Source organism: Streptomyces sp. NPDC046831 (assembly GCF_040645305.1).
In the GTDB taxonomy this organism is placed as follows: Bacteria; Actinomycetota; Actinomycetes; order Streptomycetales; family Streptomycetaceae; genus Streptomyces.
Map to the genome: position 1 here is coordinate 1 of NZ_JBEYXZ010000039.1, position 20,966 is coordinate 20,966.

Annotated in this window: 21 protein-coding genes; 12 read left to right on the plus strand and 9 right to left on the minus strand. The window is 72.8% G+C overall.

Annotated elements, in window-relative coordinates:
• Positions 1-197 precede the first annotated feature (197 nt).
• The 6 genes from ABZ920_RS26185 to ABZ920_RS26210 form a co-directional block, all read right to left on the minus strand.
• Positions 198-1,898 carry a methylmalonyl-CoA mutase family protein gene (locus ABZ920_RS26185; protein ID WP_361509713.1) on the minus strand — a complete coding sequence of 567 codons (1,701 nt, stop codon included), beginning with the start codon at positions 1,896-1,898 and terminating at the stop codon, positions 198-200.
• Positions 1,899-1,994: 96 nt separating this feature from the next.
• A complete protein-coding gene (locus ABZ920_RS26190; RefSeq protein WP_361509716.1) occupies positions 1,995-2,333 on the minus strand; it encodes a DUF3817 domain-containing protein in 339 nt (112 codons plus the stop codon).
• A gap of 129 nt (positions 2,334-2,462) precedes the next feature.
• Positions 2,463-2,972, minus strand: a complete 510-nt coding sequence (locus tag ABZ920_RS26195) for a MarR family transcriptional regulator (RefSeq protein WP_361509719.1) — start codon at positions 2,970-2,972, stop codon at positions 2,463-2,465.
• 22 nt (positions 2,973-2,994) lie between these two features.
• The gene (locus ABZ920_RS26200; RefSeq protein WP_361509722.1) at positions 2,995-3,129 is read right to left on the minus strand and encodes a hypothetical protein; all 135 of its coding nucleotides are present in this window, start codon (positions 3,127-3,129) and stop codon (positions 2,995-2,997) included.
• Positions 3,130-3,463: 334 nt separating this feature from the next.
• Positions 3,464-3,757 (minus strand): MTH1187 family thiamine-binding protein, encoded by a 294-nt coding sequence (locus ABZ920_RS26205; protein WP_030187368.1) that lies wholly within the window; start codon positions 3,755-3,757, stop codon positions 3,464-3,466.
• On the minus strand, positions 3,754-4,098 hold the full coding sequence (locus ABZ920_RS26210; protein WP_361509725.1) for a DUF3817 domain-containing protein: 345 nt from the start codon (positions 4,096-4,098) through the stop codon (positions 3,754-3,756). Before ABZ920_RS26210 ends, ABZ920_RS26205 begins: the two co-directional genes overlap by 4 nt.
• Before the next feature lie 199 nt (positions 4,099-4,297).
• On the opposite strand from ABZ920_RS26210, the gene ABZ920_RS26215 reads away from it, so the two are divergent.
• The 4 genes from ABZ920_RS26215 (at position 4,298) to ABZ920_RS26230 (ending at position 6,954) form a co-directional block, all read left to right on the plus strand.
• On the plus strand, positions 4,298-4,936 hold the full coding sequence (locus tag ABZ920_RS26215; RefSeq protein WP_361509728.1) for an AIM24 family protein: 639 nt from the start codon (positions 4,298-4,300) through the stop codon (positions 4,934-4,936).
• A 1-nt stretch (position 4,937) separates the two neighbouring features.
• A complete protein-coding gene (locus tag ABZ920_RS26220; RefSeq protein WP_361509874.1) occupies positions 4,938-5,588 on the plus strand; it encodes an AIM24 family protein in 651 nt (216 codons plus the stop codon).
• On the plus strand, positions 5,585-6,382 hold the full coding sequence (locus ABZ920_RS26225; protein WP_361509731.1) for an AIM24 family protein: 798 nt from the start codon (positions 5,585-5,587) through the stop codon (positions 6,380-6,382). The genes ABZ920_RS26220 and ABZ920_RS26225 overlap by 4 nt, the downstream gene beginning before the upstream one ends.
• Before the next feature lie 95 nt (positions 6,383-6,477).
• Positions 6,478-6,954: a MarR family transcriptional regulator gene (locus ABZ920_RS26230; protein ID WP_361509734.1), complete on the plus strand. Its 477-nt coding sequence runs from the start codon at positions 6,478-6,480 to the stop codon at positions 6,952-6,954.
• Positions 6,955-7,060: 106 nt separating this feature from the next.
• Here the strand turns inward: ABZ920_RS26230 and meaB are convergent, their stop codons facing one another.
• Together meaB and ABZ920_RS26240 are read right to left on the minus strand one after the other, a co-directional pair.
• On the minus strand, positions 7,061-8,017 hold the full coding sequence (gene meaB / locus ABZ920_RS26235; protein ID WP_361509737.1) for a methylmalonyl Co-A mutase-associated GTPase MeaB: 957 nt from the start codon (positions 8,015-8,017) through the stop codon (positions 7,061-7,063).
• A gap of 92 nt (positions 8,018-8,109) precedes the next feature.
• Entirely contained in the window at positions 8,110-9,309 is a 1,200-nt protein-coding gene (locus tag ABZ920_RS26240) for an acetyl-CoA C-acetyltransferase (RefSeq protein ID WP_361509740.1), read from the minus strand.
• Between the two features lie 147 nt (positions 9,310-9,456).
• On the opposite strand from ABZ920_RS26240, the gene mce reads away from it, so the two are divergent.
• The 7 genes from mce to ABZ920_RS26275 all read left to right on the plus strand — a co-directional run bounded on the left by mce (position 9,457) and on the right by ABZ920_RS26275 (position 19,315).
• Positions 9,457-9,897, plus strand: a complete 441-nt coding sequence (gene mce / locus ABZ920_RS26245; RefSeq protein ID WP_361509743.1) for a methylmalonyl-CoA epimerase — start codon at positions 9,457-9,459, stop codon at positions 9,895-9,897.
• A gap of 244 nt (positions 9,898-10,141) precedes the next feature.
• Positions 10,142-13,990 (plus strand): polarized growth protein Scy, encoded by a 3,849-nt coding sequence (gene scy, locus ABZ920_RS26250; RefSeq protein ID WP_361509746.1) that lies wholly within the window; start codon positions 10,142-10,144, stop codon positions 13,988-13,990.
• A 183-nt stretch (positions 13,991-14,173) separates the two neighbouring features.
• A complete protein-coding gene (locus tag ABZ920_RS26255) occupies positions 14,174-15,109 on the plus strand; it encodes a cellulose-binding protein (RefSeq protein WP_361509749.1) in 936 nt (311 codons plus the stop codon).
• A 142-nt stretch (positions 15,110-15,251) separates the two neighbouring features.
• Positions 15,252-16,208 carry an ATP-binding cassette domain-containing protein gene (locus ABZ920_RS26260; protein ID WP_361509752.1) on the plus strand — a complete coding sequence of 319 codons (957 nt, stop codon included), beginning with the start codon at positions 15,252-15,254 and terminating at the stop codon, positions 16,206-16,208.
• Between the two features lie 5 nt (positions 16,209-16,213).
• Positions 16,214-16,984, plus strand: a complete 771-nt coding sequence (locus ABZ920_RS26265; RefSeq protein WP_361509755.1) for an ABC transporter permease — start codon at positions 16,214-16,216, stop codon at positions 16,982-16,984.
• A gap of 112 nt (positions 16,985-17,096) precedes the next feature.
• Positions 17,097-18,446 carry an ABC transporter ATP-binding protein gene (locus ABZ920_RS26270; protein ID WP_361509758.1) on the plus strand — a complete coding sequence of 450 codons (1,350 nt, stop codon included), beginning with the start codon at positions 17,097-17,099 and terminating at the stop codon, positions 18,444-18,446.
• Complete coding sequence (locus ABZ920_RS26275; RefSeq protein ID WP_361509761.1) at positions 18,443-19,315, plus strand: ABC transporter permease subunit; 873 nt, start codon at positions 18,443-18,445, stop codon at positions 19,313-19,315. The genes ABZ920_RS26270 and ABZ920_RS26275 overlap by 4 nt, the downstream gene beginning before the upstream one ends.
• Before the next feature lie 5 nt (positions 19,316-19,320).
• Here ABZ920_RS26275 and ABZ920_RS26280 read toward each other — a convergent pair whose 3' ends face one another.
• The gene (locus tag ABZ920_RS26280) at positions 19,321-19,653 is read right to left on the minus strand and encodes an ATP/GTP-binding protein (RefSeq protein WP_361509764.1); all 333 of its coding nucleotides are present in this window, start codon (positions 19,651-19,653) and stop codon (positions 19,321-19,323) included.
• A gap of 220 nt (positions 19,654-19,873) precedes the next feature.
• On the opposite strand from ABZ920_RS26280, the gene ABZ920_RS26285 reads away from it, so the two are divergent.
• Positions 19,874-20,902: an LLM class flavin-dependent oxidoreductase gene (locus ABZ920_RS26285; RefSeq protein WP_361509767.1), complete on the plus strand. Its 1,029-nt coding sequence runs from the start codon at positions 19,874-19,876 to the stop codon at positions 20,900-20,902.
• Positions 20,903-20,966 lie beyond the last annotated feature (64 nt).

Here is a 20,966-nt window from a genome sequence, read left to right on the forward strand (position 1 = left end):
GCCCTGGCGGCGGGACTCCTCGACGGCGGCGCGCAGCAGGGCGCGGGCGACCCCCTTGCCGCGCGCCTTCTCGGCCGGCCGGCCGCGACGCCTCCGCACAGGCGGGCTGACCGCGTCGCCCCCGCGCGCGGGCCGGCTGACCGCGATGCCCCCCGGGACGCGAAGCGGCCGCGTAACGTCCTCGCGGCCCGGGGCCGTCAGAAGCCGGCGGGCTCGGTGTACACGCCCCACTCGTCGCGCAGCGCGTCGCAGATCTCCCCCAGCGTGGCCTCCGCCCGGACCGCGTCCAGCATCGGCCCGATCATGTTGGAGCCGTCGCGCGCGGCGGCGAGCATGGCGTCCAGCGCGGAGCGCACCCGGGCGTCGTCCCGTGCGGCCTTGCGCGCGCCGAGCACCCGGACCTGCTCCCGCTCGACCTCGTGGCTGACCCGCAGGATCTCCAGGTCCCCGGTGACGGAGCCGGTGTGGACGTTGACGCCGACGACCTTCTTGTCGCCCTTCTCCAGCGCCTGCTGGTAGCGGAAGGCGGACTCGGCGATCTCGCCCGTGAACCAGCCGTCCTCGATGCCGCGCAGGATGCCGGAGGTGATCGGGCCGATGGGGTGCCGCCCGTCGGGGTGCGCCCGCAGACCGCGCTCCTTGATCTGGTCGAAGATCTTCTCGGCGTCCGCCTCGATCCGGTCCGTCAGCTGCTCGACGTACCACGAACCGCCCAGCGGGTCGGCCACGTTGGCCACCCCGGTCTCCTCCATCAGCACCTGCTGCGTGCGCAGGGCGATCTCGGCCGCCTGCTCGGAGGGCAGCGCGAGGGTCTCGTCGAGGGCGTTGGTGTGCAGCGAGTTGGTGCCGCCGAGCACCGCCGCCAGCGCCTCGACGGCCGTGCGCACCACGTTGTTGTACGGCTGCTGCGCGGTCAGCGAGACGCCGGCGGTCTGCGTGTGGAAGCGCAGCCACTGGGCCTTGTCGGTCTTCGCGCCGTACACGTCCCGCATCCAGCGCGCCCAGATGCGGCGTGCGGCGCGGAACTTGGCGATCTCCTCGAAGAAGTCGACGTGCGCGTCGAAGAAGAAGGACAGGCCGGGGGCGAAGACGTCCACGTCCAGACCGCGGCTGAGGCCCAGCTCGACGTACCCGAAGCCGTCCGCGAGCGTGTACGCCAGCTCCTGCGCGGCCGTCGAGCCGGCCTCGCGGATGTGGTATCCGGAGACGGACAGGGGCTTGTACGCGGGGATGCGCTCCGCGCAGTGCTCCATCAGGTCGCCGATCAGCCGCAGATGGGGCTCGGGCTGGAACAGCCACTCCTTCTGGGCGATGTACTCCTTGAAGATGTCGGTCTGCAGCGTGCCGTTCAGGACGGCGGGGTCGGCGCCCTGGCGCTCGGCGGCGACGAGGTACATGCAGAACACGGGGACGGCGGGGCCGCTGATGGTCATCGACGTGGTGACGTCGCCGAGCGGGATGTCCCGGAAGAGCACCTCCATGTCGGCCGCCGAGTCGATGGCGACGCCGCAGTGCCCGACCTCGCCGAGCGAGCGCGGGTCGTCGGAGTCGCGGCCCATGAGCGTGGGCATGTCGAACGCGACCGAGAGGCCGCCGCCGCCCGCCGCGAGGATCATCTTGTAGCGCTCGTTCGTCTGCTCGGCGTTGCCGAACCCGGCGAACTGCCGGATCGTCCAGGTGCGCCCCCGGTAGCCGGTCGGGTACAGCCCGCGGGTGAAGGGGTACTCCCCGGGCCAGCCGATCCGCTCGAACCCGTCGTAGGTGTCCCCCGGCCGGGGGCCGTACACGGGCTCCACGGGGTCGCCGGAGAGCGTGGTGAAGTCAGCGTCGCGCTTGCGTGCGGCGTCGTACCGGGCCTGCCAGCGACGGCGGCCCTCCTCGATGGCGTCAGCGTCCATACCCACGAATTTACTTGGACGTCCTAGTAAATGTCGACGGCTGACCGCCGTACGCGTCTGCGTACGGCGGTCGGACGGCTCCCGGTGACGGCGGCGCTACGCCTCGGCGACCGCGGGCGAGTCGCCGGCGAGGCGGGACTCCAGCTCGTGGCTGACCCTGCGCTCCACGAAGAAGGCGGCCGTCGGGATCGTCCCGGCGACCAGCACCCACACCTGCTTGCCGACCGGCCACTTCGCCTTGGAGCCCAGGTCGAAGGCGAAGACCAGGTAGACCACGTACAGCCACCCGTGCGCGATGCCGACGACACGCGTGAAGTCCGCCGCGCCGTCGATGTCGAGCAGGTACTTGGCGATGACGCCCAGGGTCAGCAGGACCAGCAGCACGCCGGTGACGTAGGCCATGACCCGGTAGCGGGTCAGCACGCTTCGTTTCATGGATACGAGCGTAACCGCCCGAAACATCCCCGCTTCGCCGGGGAGCCCCTGTCCCCGGCCGGTGCCGCGCCCGGGTGCCCGGGCCGCCGCGGACCGGCGGCCGGCGGCGGCCCCGCCGGGGACAGGGCCCTACTGGTCGTCGAAGTCGTGCGCGGCGACGCGCAGCGGGCGCAGCATCGCGAAGATCTCCCCGCACTCCTCGGCGTCGTAGACCCCGAGCCCGAAGTCCATCGCCATCAGGTCCCGGGTGGCGGCCTCGACGACCTCGCGGCCCTTGTCGGTGATGACGGCGAGCGTGCCGCGTCCGTCGTTGGGGTTGGGCCGCTTGGCCACCAGGCCGGACCTGACCAGCCGGTCCACGGTGTTCGTGACGGAGGTCGGGTGCACCATGAGGCGTTCACCGATCTTGGACATCGGCAGCTCGCCGGCCTTGGAGAAGGTGAGCAGGACCAGGGCCTCGTAGCGAGCGAACGTCAGCCCGTACGGCTTGACCACCGCGTCGACCTCGGCCAGCAGGATCTGGTGCGCGCGCATGATCGAGGTGATCGCGGCCATCGACGGCACGCTGCCCCAGCGCTGCTTCCAGAGCTCGTCGGCGCGGGCGATGGGGTCGAAGGGGAGACTGAGGGGCTTCGGCACGTCATCAGACCCTACCGGGCGGTCATATCGGGGCCAGCCCCGTCTCGCCCTTCGGTCCCCCGCCGTCCGCCTCGCGTCCCACGCGCCGTGCCCGCACGGCCAGCAGCACGCAGCACACCGTGCCCAGCGCTCCGGCGCCCGCCACCGTGGCCCGCACCCCGGCGACCTCGGCCGCGACGCAACCCCGCTGGGCTTCGCGCCGGCGTCGGGCGGGTGACGTCCGGGGAGTGCCGGCCACCGCCGCGGGAGGCGTCCGGCGAGGGCCGCGGGAGGCCGCCCGCGGTGGGACTCTCCCGCGCTCCCCTGCCCGCCGTCAAGGCGCCTCAGCGGGCGGCGACTGGCCCCTGGCTGCCCGACCCCACGGGACACACCCACGTGACCAGCGGCGAACGAGAGGACCCCGGCCCGTGGGGGCCGGGGTCCTCTCACCGCGCGGGCGCGGACGGCACGAGCGCACCGCCGGGCAGGCACCGGCCTGCCGGGCCGCGCGTCTAGCCGGCGAGGTGGCGCTCCACCGTCTCGACCTTGCTGGTGAGACCGTCGGTCACGCCGGGGCGGATGTCGGCCTTGAGGACGAGGGAGACCCGCGGCGCGCGCGCCTCGACGGCCGCGACGGCCCGTCTCACCACGTCCATGACCTCGTCCCACTCCCCCTCGACCGAGGTGAACATGGCGTCGGTGCGGTTCGGCAGGCCGGACTCGCGCACCACCCGGACGGCGTCGGCGACGTACTCCCCCACGTCCTCGCCGACGCCCAGCGGCGTCACGGAGAAGGCGACGATCATGCCTTCGCGACCTCCTCGCGGCGGGCACGGGAGGCGATGACCGCGTCCTCGGCGGCCCGCTTCAGCCTGCGCTCGGCGAAGAAGCCGCCGGCCGGCAACACCGACAGCACGAAGTACAGCGCGGCAATCCCCGGGCTCCACCTGGCCCGGTTCCAGGCGTCCGCCCAGAACAGCACGTACAGGATGAACAGGACGCCGTGGATCGCGCCCATCACGGGCACCGCGTTGAAGTCCGTGGTCCGCTTCAGGACCGAGCAGACCAGCAGCAGGAGGAAGGACACGGCCTCGGGGGCCGAGACCAGGCGGAGGCGGCGGAGGGCGGTGGCGGTCTTGAGGTCCACGGGTCACCTTCGGAAGGGGAGAGACGCTGACGACGCGGACGCTTGTGAAAGTGAGCACAAACGCCCCGTCCATTGTGGCAAACCTCCGGCGGACCCCCGGTGGCAGGGGGTCGCGGCGCCGGCGTGCAGGGGCCGGCTCGGGGTCGATCTCCTCCTGGAGTAGCTGTCGGCCCGGCCTCTCGCCCGCTACCTTCACAGCGTGACGACGTTCCGGCTTCAGGGAAGCAAGGTGCTCGCCGTCGACATGACCGGGGACGCCGTCAAGGCGAAGAACGGCTCGATGGTCGCGTACGACGGGCAGATGGCCTTCAAGAAACTCAGTGGCGGCGGCGAGGGCCTGCGGGGCATGGTGACCCGGCGGCTCACCGGCGAGCAGATGACCGTGATGGAGGTGCGCGGACAGGGGACCTGCTGGTTCGCCGACCGCGCCTCCGAGATCAACCTCGTGGCGCTCCAGGGCGACCGGCTGTACGTGGAGTCGAGCAATCTGCTCGCGACGGACGCCGGGCTGCGCACCGGCACGACGTTCACCGGGCTGCGCGGGGCCTCGCAGGGCCACGGGCTGTTCACGACGACGGTCGAGGGGCACGGGCAGGCGGCGATCCTGTCGGACGGGCCGGCGGTGGTGCTGCGGGTCAGCCCGCAGTACCCGCTGATCGTCGACCCGGGCGCGTACGTCGCCCACCAGGGCGACGTACGGCAGTCGTTCCAGTCCGGCGTGACGTTCCGCACGCTGCTCGGCGAGGGCGGCGGCGAGGCCTTCCAGATCCGCTTCGAGGGGGACGGGCTCGTGTACGTCCAGCCCAGTGAGCGCAACACGATCGCGGGGGATGTCTGACATGGCGTTCCGGGAGCTCAACTCCAAGATGGTGGAGGCGACGGTGACGCCCGGGCAGCGGCTGTTCAGCCAGCGCGGCGCCATGCTCGCCTACCGGGGCGACGTCTCCTTCACCCCCAACGTCCAGGGCGGCCAGGGCGGGGTGATGTCGATGATCGGGCGCCGGCTCGCGAACGAGGCCACGCCGCTGATGACCGTGGAGGGCAGCGGCACCGTGCTCTTCGGGCACGGCGGCCACCACGTCCACGTCATCCACCTCACCGGTGACACCCTCTACGTGGAGGCGGACCGGCTGCTCGCCTTCGAGGGCACGCTGCGGCAGGGCACGATGTTCCTGGGCTCGCAGGGCGGGGTCATGGGCATGGTCCGCGGCCAGGTGACGGGCCAGGGGCTGTTCACCACCACCCTCCAGGGCCACGGGGCCGTGGCCGTGATGGCGCACGGCGGCGTCTTCGAGGTCCCGGTCACCCCGCAGCGGCCGGTGCACGTCGACCCGCAGGCGTACGTGGCCCACCACGGCGACGTCCGCAACAAGCTGTCGACGGCGCTCGGCTGGCGCGACATGGTGGGCCGCGGCTCCGGTGAGGCGTTCCAGCTGGAGCTCAGCGGGAGCGGTGCCGTCTACGTCCAGGCCTCGGAGGAGAAGCTGTGAGCGCATACGGGGGCGCCGGGCCCGTGGTGTACGACCCCACGACCCTGCCGGCCGACGACAACGTCAACGCCTACACCTTCTGCGTCGAGCTGAAGGGGAGCCAGTGGTTCCTGCAGAAGGGGAAGATGATCGCCTACTACGGGGCGATCGACTTCAACGGCGTGGGGCACGGGCGGCTGGACCGTCTGGTGCGCACGTCCTTCCATTCGCCTCTGCACGCGAGCGACTGGGTCGTGGCGGAGGGCTCGGGCAAGATGCTGCTCGCCGACCGGGCCTTCGACGTCAATTCCTATGACCTGGACGACGGCAACCTGACCATTCGCTCCGGCAACCTCCTCGCTTTTCAGCCAACTCTTTCCCTCAAGCAGTCGATCGTGCCGGGGTTCCTGACCCTGATCGGAACCGGAAGGTTCGTGGCGGCGTCCAACGGTCCGGTGGTGTTCATGGAGCCGCCGATCCGGGTGGACCCGCAAGCGCTTGTGGGATGGGCCGACTGCCCGTCCCCGTGCCACCACTACGACCACGGCTACCTGACCGGGGTCATGGGCGGTCTACGTGCGATGACGGGCCTCGGCGGGGCCTCCGGGGAGGAGCACCAGTTCGAGTTCGTGGGGGCCGGTACGGTCCTGCTGCAGTCGACCGAGACCCTGATGGCCGAGCAGGCCACGGGAGGGGTGCCGAACGAGCCCGGCGTACCGGGCGGCGGCGGGGTACCCGGAGGGCACGGACAGCAGCCGGGGGCACCGCGCCTTCCCGGACAGCTGGGGGACCTCCAGCGTCGCTTCGGGCTGTGAGCGGTAGTCTGCGGAGTGTGACGGCTCGAACGCGTGCGCACCGTCATGCCACCTCTCACTAGTTCGCCTTTCAACTTTTTAGGTAGACTTCATTCATGGAGACCGACACGGCCACGCGCTGGCTGACCGATGCGGAGCAGTGCGCCTGGCGCACCCAGCTGGAGGTCAACAGGCTGTTGACCTACCAGCTCGAAAAGGACCTGCAGCCGTTCGGCCTGACAATGAACGACTACGAGATCCTGGTGAACCTCTCCGAGTCCGAGGACGTACGGATGCGGATGAGCGACCTCGCCTCCGCCACCCTCCAGTCCAAGAGCCGCCTCTCGCACCAGATCACGCGCATGGAGAACGCGAACCTGGTGCGCCGTGAGAACTGCGAGTCCGACCGCAGAGGTCTGTACGCCGTCCTCACCGAGCACGGGCTGGAGACGATGCGGAAGGTCGCGCCGCACCACGTGGCGTCCGTGCGCCGGCACTTCATCGACCTGCTGTCCCCCGACGCCCTGATCGAGCTCGACAAGGCCCTGCGGCCGATCGCGGAGCACCTGCGCGGGCAGCGGGGCCGTCCGTAGCGGCCGCGAGGCCCGGTCACGCGTACGGCGGAGGCCGGAACCCCTCGCCCGGGGTTCCGGCCTCCGCCGTGGGCAGGACGGGCTGCGGGCCCGTCCGGGGCGGCGCTCAGCCCTGCGTCAGGCCCGCCACCAGTTCGTCCGCGGCCCGGTACGGGTCCAGCTCGCCGGCGACGATGCGCTCGGCCAGGGCGCTCAGCCGGCGGTCGCCGTGCAGGTCGCCGATGCGCTCGCGCAGGGCGGTGACCGCGATCGTCTCCACCTCGCGGGCCGCGCGGGCCCTGCGGCGCTCGGCCAGCACGCCCCGCTCCTCCATCCAGGCGCGGTGCTTCTCCAGCGCCTCGACCACCTCGTCGACGCCCTCCGCGCGCGCGGCGACCGTCTTGACGATGGGCGGGCGCCAGTCGCCGGGACCGCGTGCCTCGCCCAGACCCAGCATGTGGTTCAGCTCGCGGGCGGTCGCGTCCGCGCCGTCCCGGTCCGCCTTGTTGACGACGTACACGTCGCCGATCTCCAGGATGCCGGCCTTGGCCGCCTGGATGCCGTCGCCCATGCCCGGCGCCAGCAGGACCACCGAGGTGTCCGCCTGGGAGGCGATCTCCACCTCCGACTGGCCGACGCCGACCGTCTCGACCAGGATCACGTCGCAGCCGGCCGCGTCCAGCACCCGGATCGCCTGCGGCGCGGCCCACGCGAGGCCGCCGAGGTGGCCGCGCGTGGCCATGGACCGTATGTAGACGCCGGGGTCGGAGGAGTGCTCCGACATCCGCACCCGGTCACCGAGCAGGGCGCCGCCGGAGAAGGGCGACGACGGGTCGACGGCCAGGACGCCGACCCGCCTGCCCTGCTTGCGGTACGCGGTCACCAGCGCCGACGTGGACGTCGACTTGCCGACTCCGGGCGAGCCCGTCAGGCCGACGACGTAGGCGTTGCCGGTCAGCGGCGCGAGCGCTGCCATGACCTCCCTCAGCTGCGGGGACGCCCCCTCCACCAGGGAGATCAGCCGGGCCACGGCCCGCGGCCGGCCTTCCCTGGCCTGGGCCACCAGAGAGGAGACGTCCTGCATCACTGCTCCGTTTCTGCGTCGATCGGTGCGCCGCGCGGCGCTCGAGCCGGCTCGGCTCACCGGGAGGTGGTGGGTCGGGAGGTACCCGGGGGTCAGGCCCTGGGCACCCGGAGGATCAGCGCGTCGCCCTGGCCGCCGCCACCGCACAGCGCGGCCGCGCCGACCCCGCCGCCCCGGCGCTTCAGCTCCAGCGCCAGGTGCAGCACGAGGCGGGCGCCGGACATGCCGATCGGGTGACCCAGGGCGATGGCGCCGCCGTTGACGTTCACCTTTTCCGTGGACACGCCGAGGTCCTTCATTGACTGCACGGCGACGGCGGCGAACGCCTCGTTGATCTCGATGAGGTCGAGGTCGGAAACCTCCAGGCCCTCCTTCTTCAGGGCGTGCGCGATCGCGTTGGACGGCTGCGACTGCAGGGAGTTGTCCGGGCCCGCCACGTTGCCGTGGGCGCCGATCTCGGCGATCCAGTCCAGGCCCAGCTCCTGGGCCTTGGCCTTGCTCATCACCACGACGGCGGCGGCGCCGTCGGAGATCTGCGAGGAGGAGCCGGCCGTGATGGTGCCGTCCTTGGCGAAGGCCGGGCGCAGCTTGCCCAGCGACTCGGCGGTGGTGTCGCCGCGGATGCCCTCGTCCTTGCTGAACAGGACCGGGTCGCCCTTGCGCTGCGGGATCTCCACCGGGGTGATCTCGGCCTCGAAGACGCCGTTCTTCTGCGCGGCCGCGGCCCGCTGGTGGGACAGCGCGGCGATCTCGTCCTGCTCCTGGCGGCCGATGCCCAGGCGCGTGTTGTGCTTCTCCGTGGACTCGCCCATGGCGACGCCCTCGAAGGAGTCGGTCAGGCCGTCGTGGGCCATGGCGTCGAGCATGGCGACCGCGCCGTACTTGAAGCCCTCGCGGGACTTCGGCAGCAGGTGGGGGGCGTTGGTCATGGACTCCTGGCCGCCCGCGACCACGATGTCGAACTCACCCGCCCGGATCAACTGGTCGGCGAGGGCGATCGCGTCGAGGCCGGAGAGGCAGACCTTGTTGATGGTGAGCGCCGGGACGCTCATCGGGATGCCCGCCTTGACCGCGGCCTGGCGCGCCGGGATCTGCCCCGCCCCGGCCTGCAGCACCTGGCCCATGATGACGTACTGCACCTGGTCGCCCCCGATTCCCGCACGGTCGAGGGCGGCCTTGATCGCGAAGCCGCCGAGGTCGGCTCCCGAGAAGGACTTCAGCGAACCCAGCAGCCGCCCCATGGGCGTCCGTGCGCCCGCGACGATCACTGAGCTGTTCGTTCCAGAAGACATGAGTCGCGATCCCCTTCCGGCTTGCACAGCCGAGGAGTGAACGAGGGTTTACTGCGAATGTACTGAGGGCCGGTCCGCCGCGCATCGGGCCGTCGGTGTGATCGCGCGCACGTTGCGTAACCACCGCGGGAGCGCTGCACTGAATCCATGCTGACGCGAATCGACCACATCGGGATCGCCTGCCACGACCTCGACGCCACCGTCGAGTTCTACCGTGCCACCTACGGCTTCGAAGTCTTCCACACCGAGGTCAACGAGGAGCAGGGCGTGCGGGAGGCCATGCTCAAGATCAACGACACCTCCGACGGCGGGTCGTCCTACCTCCAGCTGCTGGAGCCCACCCGCGAGGACTCCACCGTCGCCAAGTGGCTGGCGAAGAACGGGGAGGGCGTCCACCACATCGCCTTCGGCACCGCGGACGTGGACGCGGACGCCGCAGGCATCCGCGACAAGGGCGTCCGCGTCCTGTACGACGAGCCGCGGCGCGGCTCCATGGGGTCCCGGATCACCTTCCTGCACCCCAAGGACTGCCACGGGGTACTGACAGAACTGGTCACTTCGGCGCCCGTTGAGTCGTCCGACCACTGACCGACGTACATAAGGGCCGGTAGGGTTGGGGGCGGCCGTCCCGCATCATGAACCACGGGACGGCCGGGGGCCCGCCGTCGCCTGCGGCCGGGCCCAGCCGGGGTCCGGGTTTCGGGGGACGAGCGTCGGGGCGGCAGCCCGTGCTCCGCCGTTGATCTGACACCATTCCCCGGGGGCCCCGTCCGTCGGACGGACGGAGCTCGTTCGGAGAAGGTTGCGACCAGGGGACGGATGGGACCGCGCAGTGCGGGGCTACGAACGCCAGGAGCGAGAGCCGGCGGCTGACGTCGACCACCTCTCTCGGTTCGAGGCCGAGATGGAGCGGCTGAAGACCGAGCGGGAAAAGGCGATCCAGCACGCCGAGGACCTCGGCTACCAGGTCGAGGTGCTGCGCGCCAAGCTGCACGAGGCGCGGCGCACCCTCATGTCCCGGCCCGCCTACGACAGCGCCGACCTCGGCTACCAGGCCGAGCAGTTGCTGCGCAACGCGCAGATGCAGGCCGACCAGCTCAGGGCCGACGCCGAGCGCGAGCTCAGCCAGGCCCGGGCGCAGACCCAGCGCATCCTCCAGGAGCACGCCGAGCAGGCCGCCCGCCTGCAGGCCGAGCTGCACCAGGAGGCGGTCACCCGCCGCCAGCAGCTGGACCAGGAGCTCGCCGAGCGCCGGCAGACCGTCGAGTCGCACGTCAACGAGAACGTCGCCTGGGCGGAGCAGCTGCGTGCCCGGACGGAGCAGCAGGCCCGCCGTCTTCTCGACGAGTCCCGCGCCGAGGCCGAGCAGGCGATGGCGGCCGCCCGCGCGGAGGCCGAGCGGCTGACCGCCGAGGCCCGGCAGCGGCTGCAGAACGAGGCCGATGCCGCCCGCGCGGAGGCCGAGCAGATCCTGCGCCGGGCCCGGACCGACGCCGAGCGGCTGCTCAACGCGGCCTCCACGCAGGCCCAGGAGGCCACCGACCACGCCGAGCAGCTGCGCAGCTCCACCGTCACCGAGTCGGACGCCGCGCGCCGCCAGGCCGCCGAGCTGAGCCGTGCCGCCGAGCAGCGCATGGCGGAGGCCGGGACGGCGCTGCGCGAGGCCCGCACCGAGGCGGAGAAGCTGGTCACGGAGGCCAGGGAGGCCGCGGCCAAGGCGCTCGCGAGCGCGGAGGCGGCCAACGAGACGCGTACGCGGACGGCGAAGGAGCAGGTCGCCCGGCTGGTCAGCGAGGCCACCAAGGAGGCCGAGTCCACCAGGGCCGAGGCCGAGCAGCTGGTCGCGGACGCCCGCGCCGAGGCCGAGAAGATCGTCGCGGAGGCCGCGGAGAAGGCCCGCACGGTCACCGCCGAGGAGGCGGCCACCCAGCTGTCCAAGGCGGCCAGGACCGCCGAGGACGTGCTGAACAAGGCGTCGGAGGACGCCAAGAGGACCACCAGGGCCGCCGCCGAGGAGGCCGAGCGGATCCGCCGCGAGGCGGAGGCCGAGGCGGACCGGCTGCGGGCCGAGGCGCACGACATCGCCGAGCAGCTCAAGGGCGCCGCCAAGGACGACACCAAGGAGTACCGCGCCAAGACGGTCGAGCTCCAGGAGGAGGCTCGCCGGCTGCGCGGCGAGGCCGAGCAGCTGCGCGCCGAGGCGGTCGCCGAGGGCGAGAAGATCCGCGCGGAGGCCCGGCGCGAGGCCGTCGCCCAGATCGAGGAGGCGGCGAAGTCCGCCGAGGAGCTGCTGGCCAAGGCCAAGGCGGACGCCGACGAGCTGCGCCAGACCGCGACGGCGGACAGCGAGAAGGTCCGCACCGAGGCCATCGAACGCGCCAGCACGCTGCGCCGGCAGGCCGAGGAGACCCTGGAGCGCACCCGCAAGGAGGCCGAGCGGCACCGCGCGGAGGCGGCCGAGCAGGCGGAGGCCGTCCACGCGGACGCCGAGCGCGCCGCGGGCGAGCTGCGCGAGGAGACCGAGCGCGCCGTGGCGGCCCGGCAGGCCGAGGCCGCCGAGGAGCTGACGCGGCTGCACGCGGAGGCCGAGCAGCGGCTCGCCTCCGCCGACCAGGCGCTCGCCGACGCCCGCGAGGAGGCCGCGCGGATCCGCCGCGAGGCCGCCGAGGAGACCGAGCGGCTGCGCACGGAGGCCGCGGAGCGCATCCGCGCCCTCCAGCAGCAGACCGAGGCGGAGGCCGAGCGGCTGCGGACGGAGGCCGCCTCCGACGCGTCCGCCTCCCGCGCCGAGGGCGAGGCCATCGCCGTCCGGCTGCGGTCGGAGGCCGCGGCCGAGGCCGAGCGGCTGAAGGTCGAGGCCCAGGAGACCGCCGACCGGGTGCGTGCGGAGGCGCAGGCCGCCGCCGAGCGGCTGGGCGCCGAGGCGTCCGAGGCGCTGGCCGCCGCCCAGGAGGAGGCGGCCCGGCGCCGCCGCGAGGCCGAGGAACTGCTCGGCGCGGCCCGCGAGGAGGCCGACCGGGAGCGGGAGCGGGCCCGCGAGCAGAGCGAGGAGCTGCTGGCCTCCGCGCGCAGGCGCGTGGAGGAGGCGCAGGCCGAGGCCACCCGTCTGGTGGAGGAGGCCGACCGGCACGCGACCGAGATGGTGTCGGCGGCCGAGCAGCACGCGCAGCAGGTGCGGGACTCCGTCGCCGGACTGCACGAGCAGGCGCAGGAGGAGATCGCCGGGCTGCGCTCCGCCGCGGAGCACGCGGCGGACCGTACCCGGCGCGAGGCCGAGGAGGAGGCCGACCGGGTCCGCGCGGACGCCTACGCCGAGCGGGAGCGGGCCGGCGAGGACGCGAGCCGGCTGCGGCGCGAGGCGAACGAGGAGAACGAGGCCGCCAGGTCGCTCGCGGAGCGCACGGTGTCCGAGGCGATCGCGGAGGCCGACCGGATCCGCGCGGACGTCGCCGAGCACGCCCAGCGGGTGCGCACCGAGGCGTCCGACACCATCGCGCAGGCCGAGCAGGACGCCACCCGGACCCGCGCGGAGGCCCGCGAGGACGCCAACCGTATCCGGTCGGACGCCGCCACCCAGGCCGACACCCTCATCTCCGAGGCGCGGGCCGAGGCCGAGCGCCTGCAGACGGAGACGGTCGCGGAGGCCGACCGCCTCCGTGCCGAGTCCGTCGCCAAGGCCGAGAAGCTGATCTCGGACGCCACCGGCGACGCCGAGCGGCTGCGGGCCGAGGCCGCCGAGACGGTCGGTTCGGCGCAGCAGCGCGCCGAGCGGATCCGCACCGACTCCGAGCGGCTCAGGACCGAGGCGCAGGCGGAGGCCGAGCGCCTGGTGGCCTCGGCGCGCGAGGAGGCCGAGCGGACGCTGGACGAGGCCCGCAAGGAGGCCAACAAGCGGCGTTCGGAGGCGGCCGAGCAGGTCGACACGCTCATCACCGAGACCACGGCGGAGGCCGACAAGCTGCTCACCGAGGCGCACGCGAGCGCGGTCAGGACCAAGGCGGACGCCGAGTCGCAGGCGGACAGCATGGTGGGCGCGGCCCGCCAGGAGGCCGAGCGGCTGGTCGCCGAGGCGGCGATCGAGGGCAACGGGCTGGTGGAGAAGGCCCGTACGGACGCCGACGAGCTGCTCGTCGGGGCCCGCCGGGACGCCACCGCGATCCGCGAGCGCGCCGAGGAGCTGCGGGAGCGTCTCACGGCCGAGATCGAGGAGCTGCACGAGCGGGCCCGCCGTGAGGCCGCCGAGACGATGAAGTCGGCCGGCGACCGCTGCGACGCCCTCATCAAGGCGGCCGAGGAGCAGCTGGCCAAGGCGCAGGCGAAGGCGAAGGAGATCGTCTCGGAGGCCAACTCCGAGGCGGGCAAGGTCCGCATCGCCGCGGTCAAGAAGGCCGAGGGCCTGCTGAAGGAGGCCGAGCAGAAGAAGGCGACGCTCGTCAGGGAGGCCGAGGAGCTGAAGGCGGAGGCGATCCGCGAGGCCCGGCGCACGGTCGAGGAGGGCAAGCGGGAGCTGGAGGTCCTGGTGCGCCGGCGCGAGGACATCAACGCCGAGATCTCCCGCGTCCAGGACGTCCTGGAGGCCCTGGAGTCCTTCGAGGCGCCGCCGTCCGGGAAGGACTCCGGCGTCAAGGCGGGAGCCACGGTGGGTGCCCCCCGATCGGGTGGCAAGTCGTCAGAGGGCTAGCCTGGTAGACGGATTCGGGTGTGTTCTGGGGGCTTTGGCCAACTCTTTGGCAAGCCTTGCGAGGCGCGGCCACCCAAAAGAAGGCTCATTCTCCAGATCAAACACGTATCCGCTCGATGACACACCGTCCTGGCCCCTAGGATTCGACCTATCACCTCACCGGTCTCATTCGACAGGAACCCCATGAGCGACACTTCCCCCTACGGCTTCGAGCTTGTGCGGCGTGGGTACGACCGCGCTCAGGTGGACGAACGTATCTCCAAGCTCGTCTCCGACCGTGACAGCGCTCTCGCCCGCATCACCGCTCTGGAGAAGCGCATCGAGGAGCTCCACCTCGAGACGCAGAACGCCCAGGCCCAGATCACCGACGCCGAGCCGTCGTACGCGGGTCTCGGCGCGCGCGTCGAGAAGATCCTCCGGCTGGCCGAGGAAGAGGCCAAGGAGCTGCGTGAGGAGGCCCGTCGCGCGGCCGAGCAGCACCGCGACCTCGCCGAGTCGGCGGCCCAGCAGGTCCGCAACGACGCCGAGTCCTACGCCGCCGAGCGCAAGGCCAAGGCCGAGGACGAGGGCGTCCGGGTCGTCGAGAAGGCCCAGAGTGAGGCCGCGCAGCTGCGGGCCGAGGCGCAGAAGGACGCGCAGTCCAAGCGCGAGGAGGCGGACGCCCTCTTCGAGGAGACCCGCGCCAAGGCCGCGCAGGCGGCGGCCGACTTCGAGACGAACCTCGCCAAGCGCCGCGAGCAGTCCGAGCGCGACCTGGCGTCCCGTCAGGCCAAGGCGGAGAAGCGCCTAGCGGAGATCGAGCACCGGGCCGAGCAGCTGCGCCTGGAGGCGGAGAAGCTGCGCACCGACGCCGAGCGCCGCGCCCGCCAGACCGTGGAGACGGCGCAGCGCCAGGCCGAGGACATCGTGGCCGACGCCAACGCCAAGGCCGACCGGATCCGTTCGGAGTCCGAGCGCGAGCTGGCCGCCCTCACCAACCGCCGCGACTCGATCAACGCCCAGCTGACGAACGTGCGCGAGATGCTGGCGACCCTCACCGGTGCCGCGGTGGCCGCCGCGGGCACGCCGTCCGAGGACGAGTCGATCTCCCGCGGGGTCCCGGCCCAGCAGTCCCGGTGACGCCCCGGCAGTCCCGGTGACAGGCCGGCAGTCCCGGTGACGGCCCGGTCCGTCCGGCACCGCCGAGCGGACGGCGGCTGAATGTACGAAGCCCCTCGCCACTGGAGTGGCGGGGGGCTTCGGGCCGTTCTAGCGTGGCCGCATGATCGAGCTGGAGGGGCTGACCAAGCGGTACGGCGAGAAACTGGCGGTCAACAACCTCACCGTCACCGTCCGGCCGGGCACCGTCACGGGCTTCCTCGGCCCGAACGGCGCGGGCAAGTCCACGACGATGCGGATGATCCTGGGCCTCGACCGCCCCACCTGCGGGGCCGTGCGCGTCGACGGCAGGCCCTACCGCGGGCTCAGGGATCCGCTCACCCGCATCGGCGCCCTGCTCGACGCCAAGGACGTGCACGGCGGGCGGACCGCCTTCCACCATCTGCTGTGCCTCGCCCGGAGCAACGGCATCCCGACCGGGCGGGTGCACGAGGTCCTCGACACCGTCGGCCTCACCGCGGTCGCGCGCAAGAAGGCCAAGGGCTTCTCGCTCGGCATGAGCCAGCGGCTCGGCATCGCCGCCGCGCTGCTCGGCGACCCGCGGATCCTCATGTTCGACGAGCCGGTCAACGGCCTGGACCCCGAGGGGATCCACTGGATCCGGGGCCTGATGAAGTCCCTGGCGGCCCAGGGCCGCACGGTGTTCGTCTCCTCGCACCTGATGAGCGAGATGGCGCTGACCGCCGACCACCTCGTCGTCATCGGCCAGGGCCGGCTGCTCGCCGACACCTCCATGACCGACTTCATCGCACGCAACGCGCGCACCTGCGTGCGCATCCGCACCCCGCAGCGCGAGCGGCTGCTCGACGTGCTCGCCGAGGCCGGCATCACGGTCGTGGAGGCCGGCGGCGGGCTGCTGGAGGTCGACGGCGGAAAGCCCGAGCAGGTCGGTGAGCTGGCCGCGCGGCACCACGTCGTCCTGCACGAGCTGAGCACCCGGCAGTCCTCCCTGGAGGAGGCCTTCATGCGGCTGACCGCCGAATCGGTGGAGTACCACGCGCACGCCGACGCACCAGGCCGGGCCCGGAGCGCCGGCCGGCCGAAGCAGAAGGAGAGCTGAGCGACATGACGGTCAGTCGGGTCATCCGGTCGGAGTGGACGAAGGTCCGGTCGGTCGCGTCCACCGTGTGGACGCTGTCGGCCGCCGTGGTCGTCACCGTCGCCCTCGGCATGCTGATCTCGGCGCTGTCCACCGGCGAGTCGGGCGGTCCGGGCCCGCGGCGGGCGCTCTCCTTCGACCCGACGCTCGTCAGCTTCGCGGGGATGGCGCTCGGGCAGCTGGCGATGACCGTCTTCGGGGTGCTCGTGGTGTCCACCGAGTACAGCACCGGCACGATCCGCAGCTCGCTGGCCGCCGTTCCGCGGCGCGGCGTCTTCTACACCGGCAAGGTCGCGGTCGCCACCGGCCTCGCCCTCGTGGTCGGCATGGCCACCAGCTTCGCCGCGTTCCTCTGCGGGCAGGCCGTGCTCGGCCCCCTGCGCACCTCGCTCGGCGACCCGGGCGTGCTGCGGGCGGTCGTCGGCGGCGGGCTCTACATGACGCTGATCGCGATGTTCTCGATGGGGGTCGCCGCGATGCTGCGCTCGCCGCTGCTGTCCCTCGGCATCCTGATGCCGTTCTTCTTCATCGTCTCCAACGTCCTCGGCAACGTCACGGCGACGAAGGAGGCCGGCCGCTTCCTGCCCGACCAGGCCGGCGGCCGGATCATGCAGGTGCTCCCGCAAGCCGGCGACGACACCCCGTACGGGCCCTGGGGCGGCCTCGGGATCATGGCGCTGTGGGTGGTCGCGGCCCTCGCGGGCGGCTACGCGGTGATCGAGCGGCGCGACGCCTGAGCCGGGCGGGCTTTTACTTTCTCTTGAACGGAACCGTCAGCGCCCGGATATCCTCCTAACCCTTACGGGGGCGTGTGCCCCGCTGACCTGAACCTTCCGATGGGTGCGGAGCATGATCGAGGCAGTCGGCCTGACCAAGCGCTATGGCGACAAGACCGCCGTGTACAACCTCTCCTTCCAGGTACGGCCGGGCGCCGTCACCGGCTTCCTCGGGCCGAACGGCTCCGGCAAGTCGACGACCATGCGGATGATCCTCGGCCTGGACAACCCCACCTCGGGCACCGTGACGATCGGCGGCCACCCCTACCGCCGGCTGCCGAACGCACCGCGCCAGGTGGGGGCCCTGCTGGATGCCAAGGCCGTGCACGGCGGCCGGTCCGCCCGCAGCCACCTGCTGAGCCTGGCGCAGCTGTCGGGCATCCCCGCCCGGCGCGTGGACGAGGTGCTCGGCGTCGTGGGCCTGCAGGACGTGGCCCGCAGGCGCTCCAAGGGCTTCTCCCTCGGCATGGGCCAGCGGCTCGGCATCGCCGCGGCGCTGCTCGGCGACCCGCAGGTGCTGCTGTTCGACGAGCCGGTGAACGGTCTTGACCCCGAGGGCATCCTCTGGGTACGGAATCTGATGAAGTCCCTGGCGGCGGAGGGGCGGACCGTGTTCGTCTCCAGTCACCTGATGAGCGAGATGGCGCTCACCGCCGACCATCTGATCGTGATCGGGCGCGGGCAGCTGCTGGCCGACATGAGCGTCAGGGACTTCATCTCCGCGAACTCCGCGGACTTCGCCCGCGTCCGCACCCCCGACGCCGAGCCGCAGCAGCGCGAGAAGCTGACGTCCGCGCTCACCGAGGCGGGCGGGCACGTGCTGCCGGAGCAGGACGGCGCGCTGCGCGTGACCGGACTGCCGCTGCCGCGCATCAGCGACATCGCGCACGACACCGACGTCCGCCTGTGGGAGCTGTCGCCGCACCAGGCCTCGCTGGAGGAGGCCTACATGCGGATGACGCAGGGGGCCGTCGACTACCGCTCGACGACCGACCAGAAGGCCGGGCTGATGCAGCCGCTGCCGCCGGGCGCGCAGCCGCCGGTGCCGGTGCCCGGGCAGGGGCAGCCGGGCTGGTACGCCCCGCCGCCGCCCCAGCAGGGCGCACAGCCGTTCGCGCCGCCGCCGCAGGGGCTGCCGGGCCAGTCGGCGGCGCCGGGCTACTACGGCGCGGGCGGGGCCGCCCCGTACGGCGCCGCGGCCGGCGGTTTCGGCGCCGGGCAGCCCGGCCCGTACGCCCCGCCGGCTCCGGCGGCACCGGCGGGGACCGCGGCCGCCGGGCAGGGGCACTCCCCCGCCGCGCAGCCCGCGCCCGCCGGGCAGGCCCAGCCGCCCGCGCAGCCCTCCGCGCCGGTCCCGGCCCCGGCTCCGGCCCCCGCCCCTTCCTCCGACGCCGACCCGACCAAGCCCGAGGATGCCCGATGAGCTCGCCCCAGACTCCGACGCCGCAGGCCGCGCCCGCCTGGGAGGCCCCGGCCGGTGCTCCGTACCCCGGCTACACCTCGCCGATCCCCGTCGTCCGCACGCACCTCGGGCACGCCGTCGCGTCCGAGTGGACGAAGATCAAGTCGGTGCGCTCCACGATGTGGACACTCGGCGTGTTCGTCCTGCTCGTGGTCGGCATCGGCCTGCTGACCGGCGGGGTGGTCGCCAGTTCCGACTCCGCGCTGTCGAGCGAGGACAACCCGCTGTCCCTGGGCTTCTTCGGGCTGCTCCTCGGCAGCATCTGCGTCATCACGCTCGGCGTGCTGACCACGGCCTCCGAGTACGGGACCGGCATGATCCGGACCACGATGACGGCCTGCCCGACCCGCGGGCGGGTGCTCGTGGCGAAGGCGATCGTGTTCTTCCTCGTCGCGTTCACGGTCACCCTGGTGTCGGCCGCCCTCGTCGCCGTGGTGCAGGTGGCCATGCTGGAGGGCAGCGGCGGCCGGGAGCCGTCCGGCGGTGAGTGGTTCAAGGCGACGGCCGGCGTCAGCCTCTACCTGGCGCTGCTCGGCCTGCTCTCGCTGCTCATCGGCTCGATCGTGCGGCACTCGGCGGGCGCCATCACCATCATGATCGGCGCGGTGCTGGCCCCGCTGGTCATCGCGCTGTTCATGTTCACCGAGTCGCTGGAGAAGGTCCGCACGGCCCTGCTGGAGTACTCCATCCCGAACCAGTTGAGCGTGTTCTACGCCAACTCCCTCAGCCGCTCGGGCCCGTCCGGCTGGGAACCGCTGTGGATCATGCTGGGCGTGACGGCCGTCGCCTTCGCCGGCGCCTGGCTCCTGCTGGACCGGCGCGACGTGTAGACCGCTCAGAACCTCGGCGCGTTACGGGACCGCTGCACCCGCGTGGTGCGGTGGTCCTTCGCGTTCCAGCACGCCTTGTGCCAGTGCCGGCGGTCGTCGACGCCCGCGTACTCGGGCCAGGCCACCACGTGCGGCACCCCGGAGGCGATCATCTGGTCGCAGCCCGGGCAGCGGTACGTCTTGCCGATCGCGCTCGCGCCCGCCACGTGCCGCACGCTCCAGTCCTCGCCCTGCCAGCTCTCCGTGGACTGCCAGCCGCCGTAGCGGTCGGCCCGGTCCTCCTCGGCGCTCGGGCCGGACGAGCCGGAAACCTTGGGTCGGTTGCGACGCGGGGACACAGGACACCTCACCGGGACAGGCGAATCGACGGGCCGCATCCAGCCTACGGGGCGCACGCGGAGGCACGCGGACGGTGCCGGCCTGCCCACATCGCCCCTGGCGCGGCCCATTTCACCGACAATCCGCAAATCTCTCCGCAAAGCCGTGTCCTCCGCACGTGTCGTCCGGTTATGCGGGGTGGGGGAGCTCCGTGTCGGAGCAATGGAAGCAGGAAGTGCGATGCGCGTTGGAAGTTTCGTGGTGGCGGCCCAGTTCCCCGGCCAGGGCCAGGGTGAGGCGCTGCACCGCGCGGTCCGCTCGGCGGAGGTGGCCGAGGAGGCGGGGCTCGACTCGGTCTGGCTGGCCGAGCACCACTTCGTGCCGTACGGCACGTGCCCGTCGGCCGTCACCCTGGCCGCGCTGCTGCTCGGCCGCACCCGCCGCATCCGGGTCGGTACGGCGGTCAGCGTGCTGCCCACCGCGCACCCGGTCGCGCTCGGCGAGCAGGCCGCGCTGCTGCACGTCACGAGCGGCGGCCGGTTCTCACTGGGCGTGGGCCGCGGCGGGCCGTGGGTCGACCTGGAGGTCTTCGGGACGGGCCTCGAGGCGTACGAGAAGGGGTTCCCCGAATCACTCGATCTGCTGGTGCGCTGGCTGCGCGAGCCGTCGGTGGGCGCCTCGGGGGAACGCTTCGCCTTCCGCGAGGTGCCCGTGGTCCCCCGCCCCGCGGAGGCGCTCACGGACGTCCCGGGGCCCGAGGTCGTCGTCGCCTGCACCTCCCCGGCGAGCGTGCGGCTGGCCGCCGAGCACGGGCTGCCGATGCTCCTCGGCATGCACGTCGGGGACGAGGAGAAGGCCGAGATGGTCGGCCTGTGGCAGCGGTGCGCACGGGCGGCCGGGCGGCCCGCGGAGGAGATCCGGGACGCCGGTCACGTCTCGGCGGGCGTCTGCCAGATCGCGGACCGGCGCACGGACGCGGAGGAGACGCTGCTGAAGGCGATGCCGGGCTGGCTGAGGTACGGCCTGGACGCGCACGTCACGGTCGACGGCCGCACCCGCCGGCTCCGCGACCCGCTGGGCTACACGGAACTGCTGTGCGGTCTGCACCCGGTGGGCACCCCGCGCCTGTGCGCCGACCGGCTCGCGGCGACCTCCGAGCGCACCGGCATCTCCCGCTTCACGCTGCTGGTGGAGGGCTCCGGTGACCTCGCGGCGACGGAGGAGAACGTACGGCGGCTCGGCGCCGAGGTACTGCCCCACCTCGGGTGAGCCGTGGCACAGCGGTGTCGCGGGGAGCTTGCCGCCCCACTCCATGCACCTCCCGCGGACGGAG

What these genes read in the sequence shown, in the direction of transcription:
- ABZ920_RS26185 (WP_361509713.1), bottom strand. Translation starts at nt 1,898, where the DNA reads ATGGACGCTGACGCCATCGAGGAGGGCCGCCGTCGCTGGCAGGCCCGG.
- ABZ920_RS26190 (WP_361509716.1), bottom strand. Translation starts at nt 2,333, where the DNA reads ATGAAACGAAGCGTGCTGACCCGCTACCGGGTCATGGCCTACGTCACC.
- ABZ920_RS26205 (WP_030187368.1), bottom strand. Translation starts at nt 3,757, where the DNA reads ATGATCGTCGCCTTCTCCGTGACGCCGCTGGGCGTCGGCGAGGACGTG.
- ABZ920_RS26220 (WP_361509874.1), top strand. Translation starts at nt 4,938, where the DNA reads ATGGCGTTCCGGGAGCTCAACTCCAAGATGGTGGAGGCGACGGTGACG.
- ABZ920_RS26230 (WP_361509734.1), top strand. Translation starts at nt 6,478, where the DNA reads ATGGAGACCGACACGGCCACGCGCTGGCTGACCGATGCGGAGCAGTGC.
- meaB (WP_361509737.1), bottom strand. Translation starts at nt 8,017, where the DNA reads ATGCAGGACGTCTCCTCTCTGGTGGCCCAGGCCAGGGAAGGCCGGCCG.
- ABZ920_RS26240 (WP_361509740.1), bottom strand. Translation starts at nt 9,309, where the DNA reads ATGTCTTCTGGAACGAACAGCTCAGTGATCGTCGCGGGCGCACGGACG.
- mce (WP_361509743.1), top strand. Translation starts at nt 9,457, where the DNA reads ATGCTGACGCGAATCGACCACATCGGGATCGCCTGCCACGACCTCGAC.
- ABZ920_RS26255 (WP_361509749.1), top strand. Translation starts at nt 14,174, where the DNA reads ATGAGCGACACTTCCCCCTACGGCTTCGAGCTTGTGCGGCGTGGGTAC.
- ABZ920_RS26260 (WP_361509752.1), top strand. Translation starts at nt 15,252, where the DNA reads ATGATCGAGCTGGAGGGGCTGACCAAGCGGTACGGCGAGAAACTGGCG.
- ABZ920_RS26265 (WP_361509755.1), top strand. Translation starts at nt 16,214, where the DNA reads ATGACGGTCAGTCGGGTCATCCGGTCGGAGTGGACGAAGGTCCGGTCG.
- ABZ920_RS26270 (WP_361509758.1), top strand. Translation starts at nt 17,097, where the DNA reads ATGATCGAGGCAGTCGGCCTGACCAAGCGCTATGGCGACAAGACCGCC.
- ABZ920_RS26275 (WP_361509761.1), top strand. Translation starts at nt 18,443, where the DNA reads ATGAGCTCGCCCCAGACTCCGACGCCGCAGGCCGCGCCCGCCTGGGAG.
- ABZ920_RS26285 (WP_361509767.1), top strand. Translation starts at nt 19,874, where the DNA reads ATGCGCGTTGGAAGTTTCGTGGTGGCGGCCCAGTTCCCCGGCCAGGGC.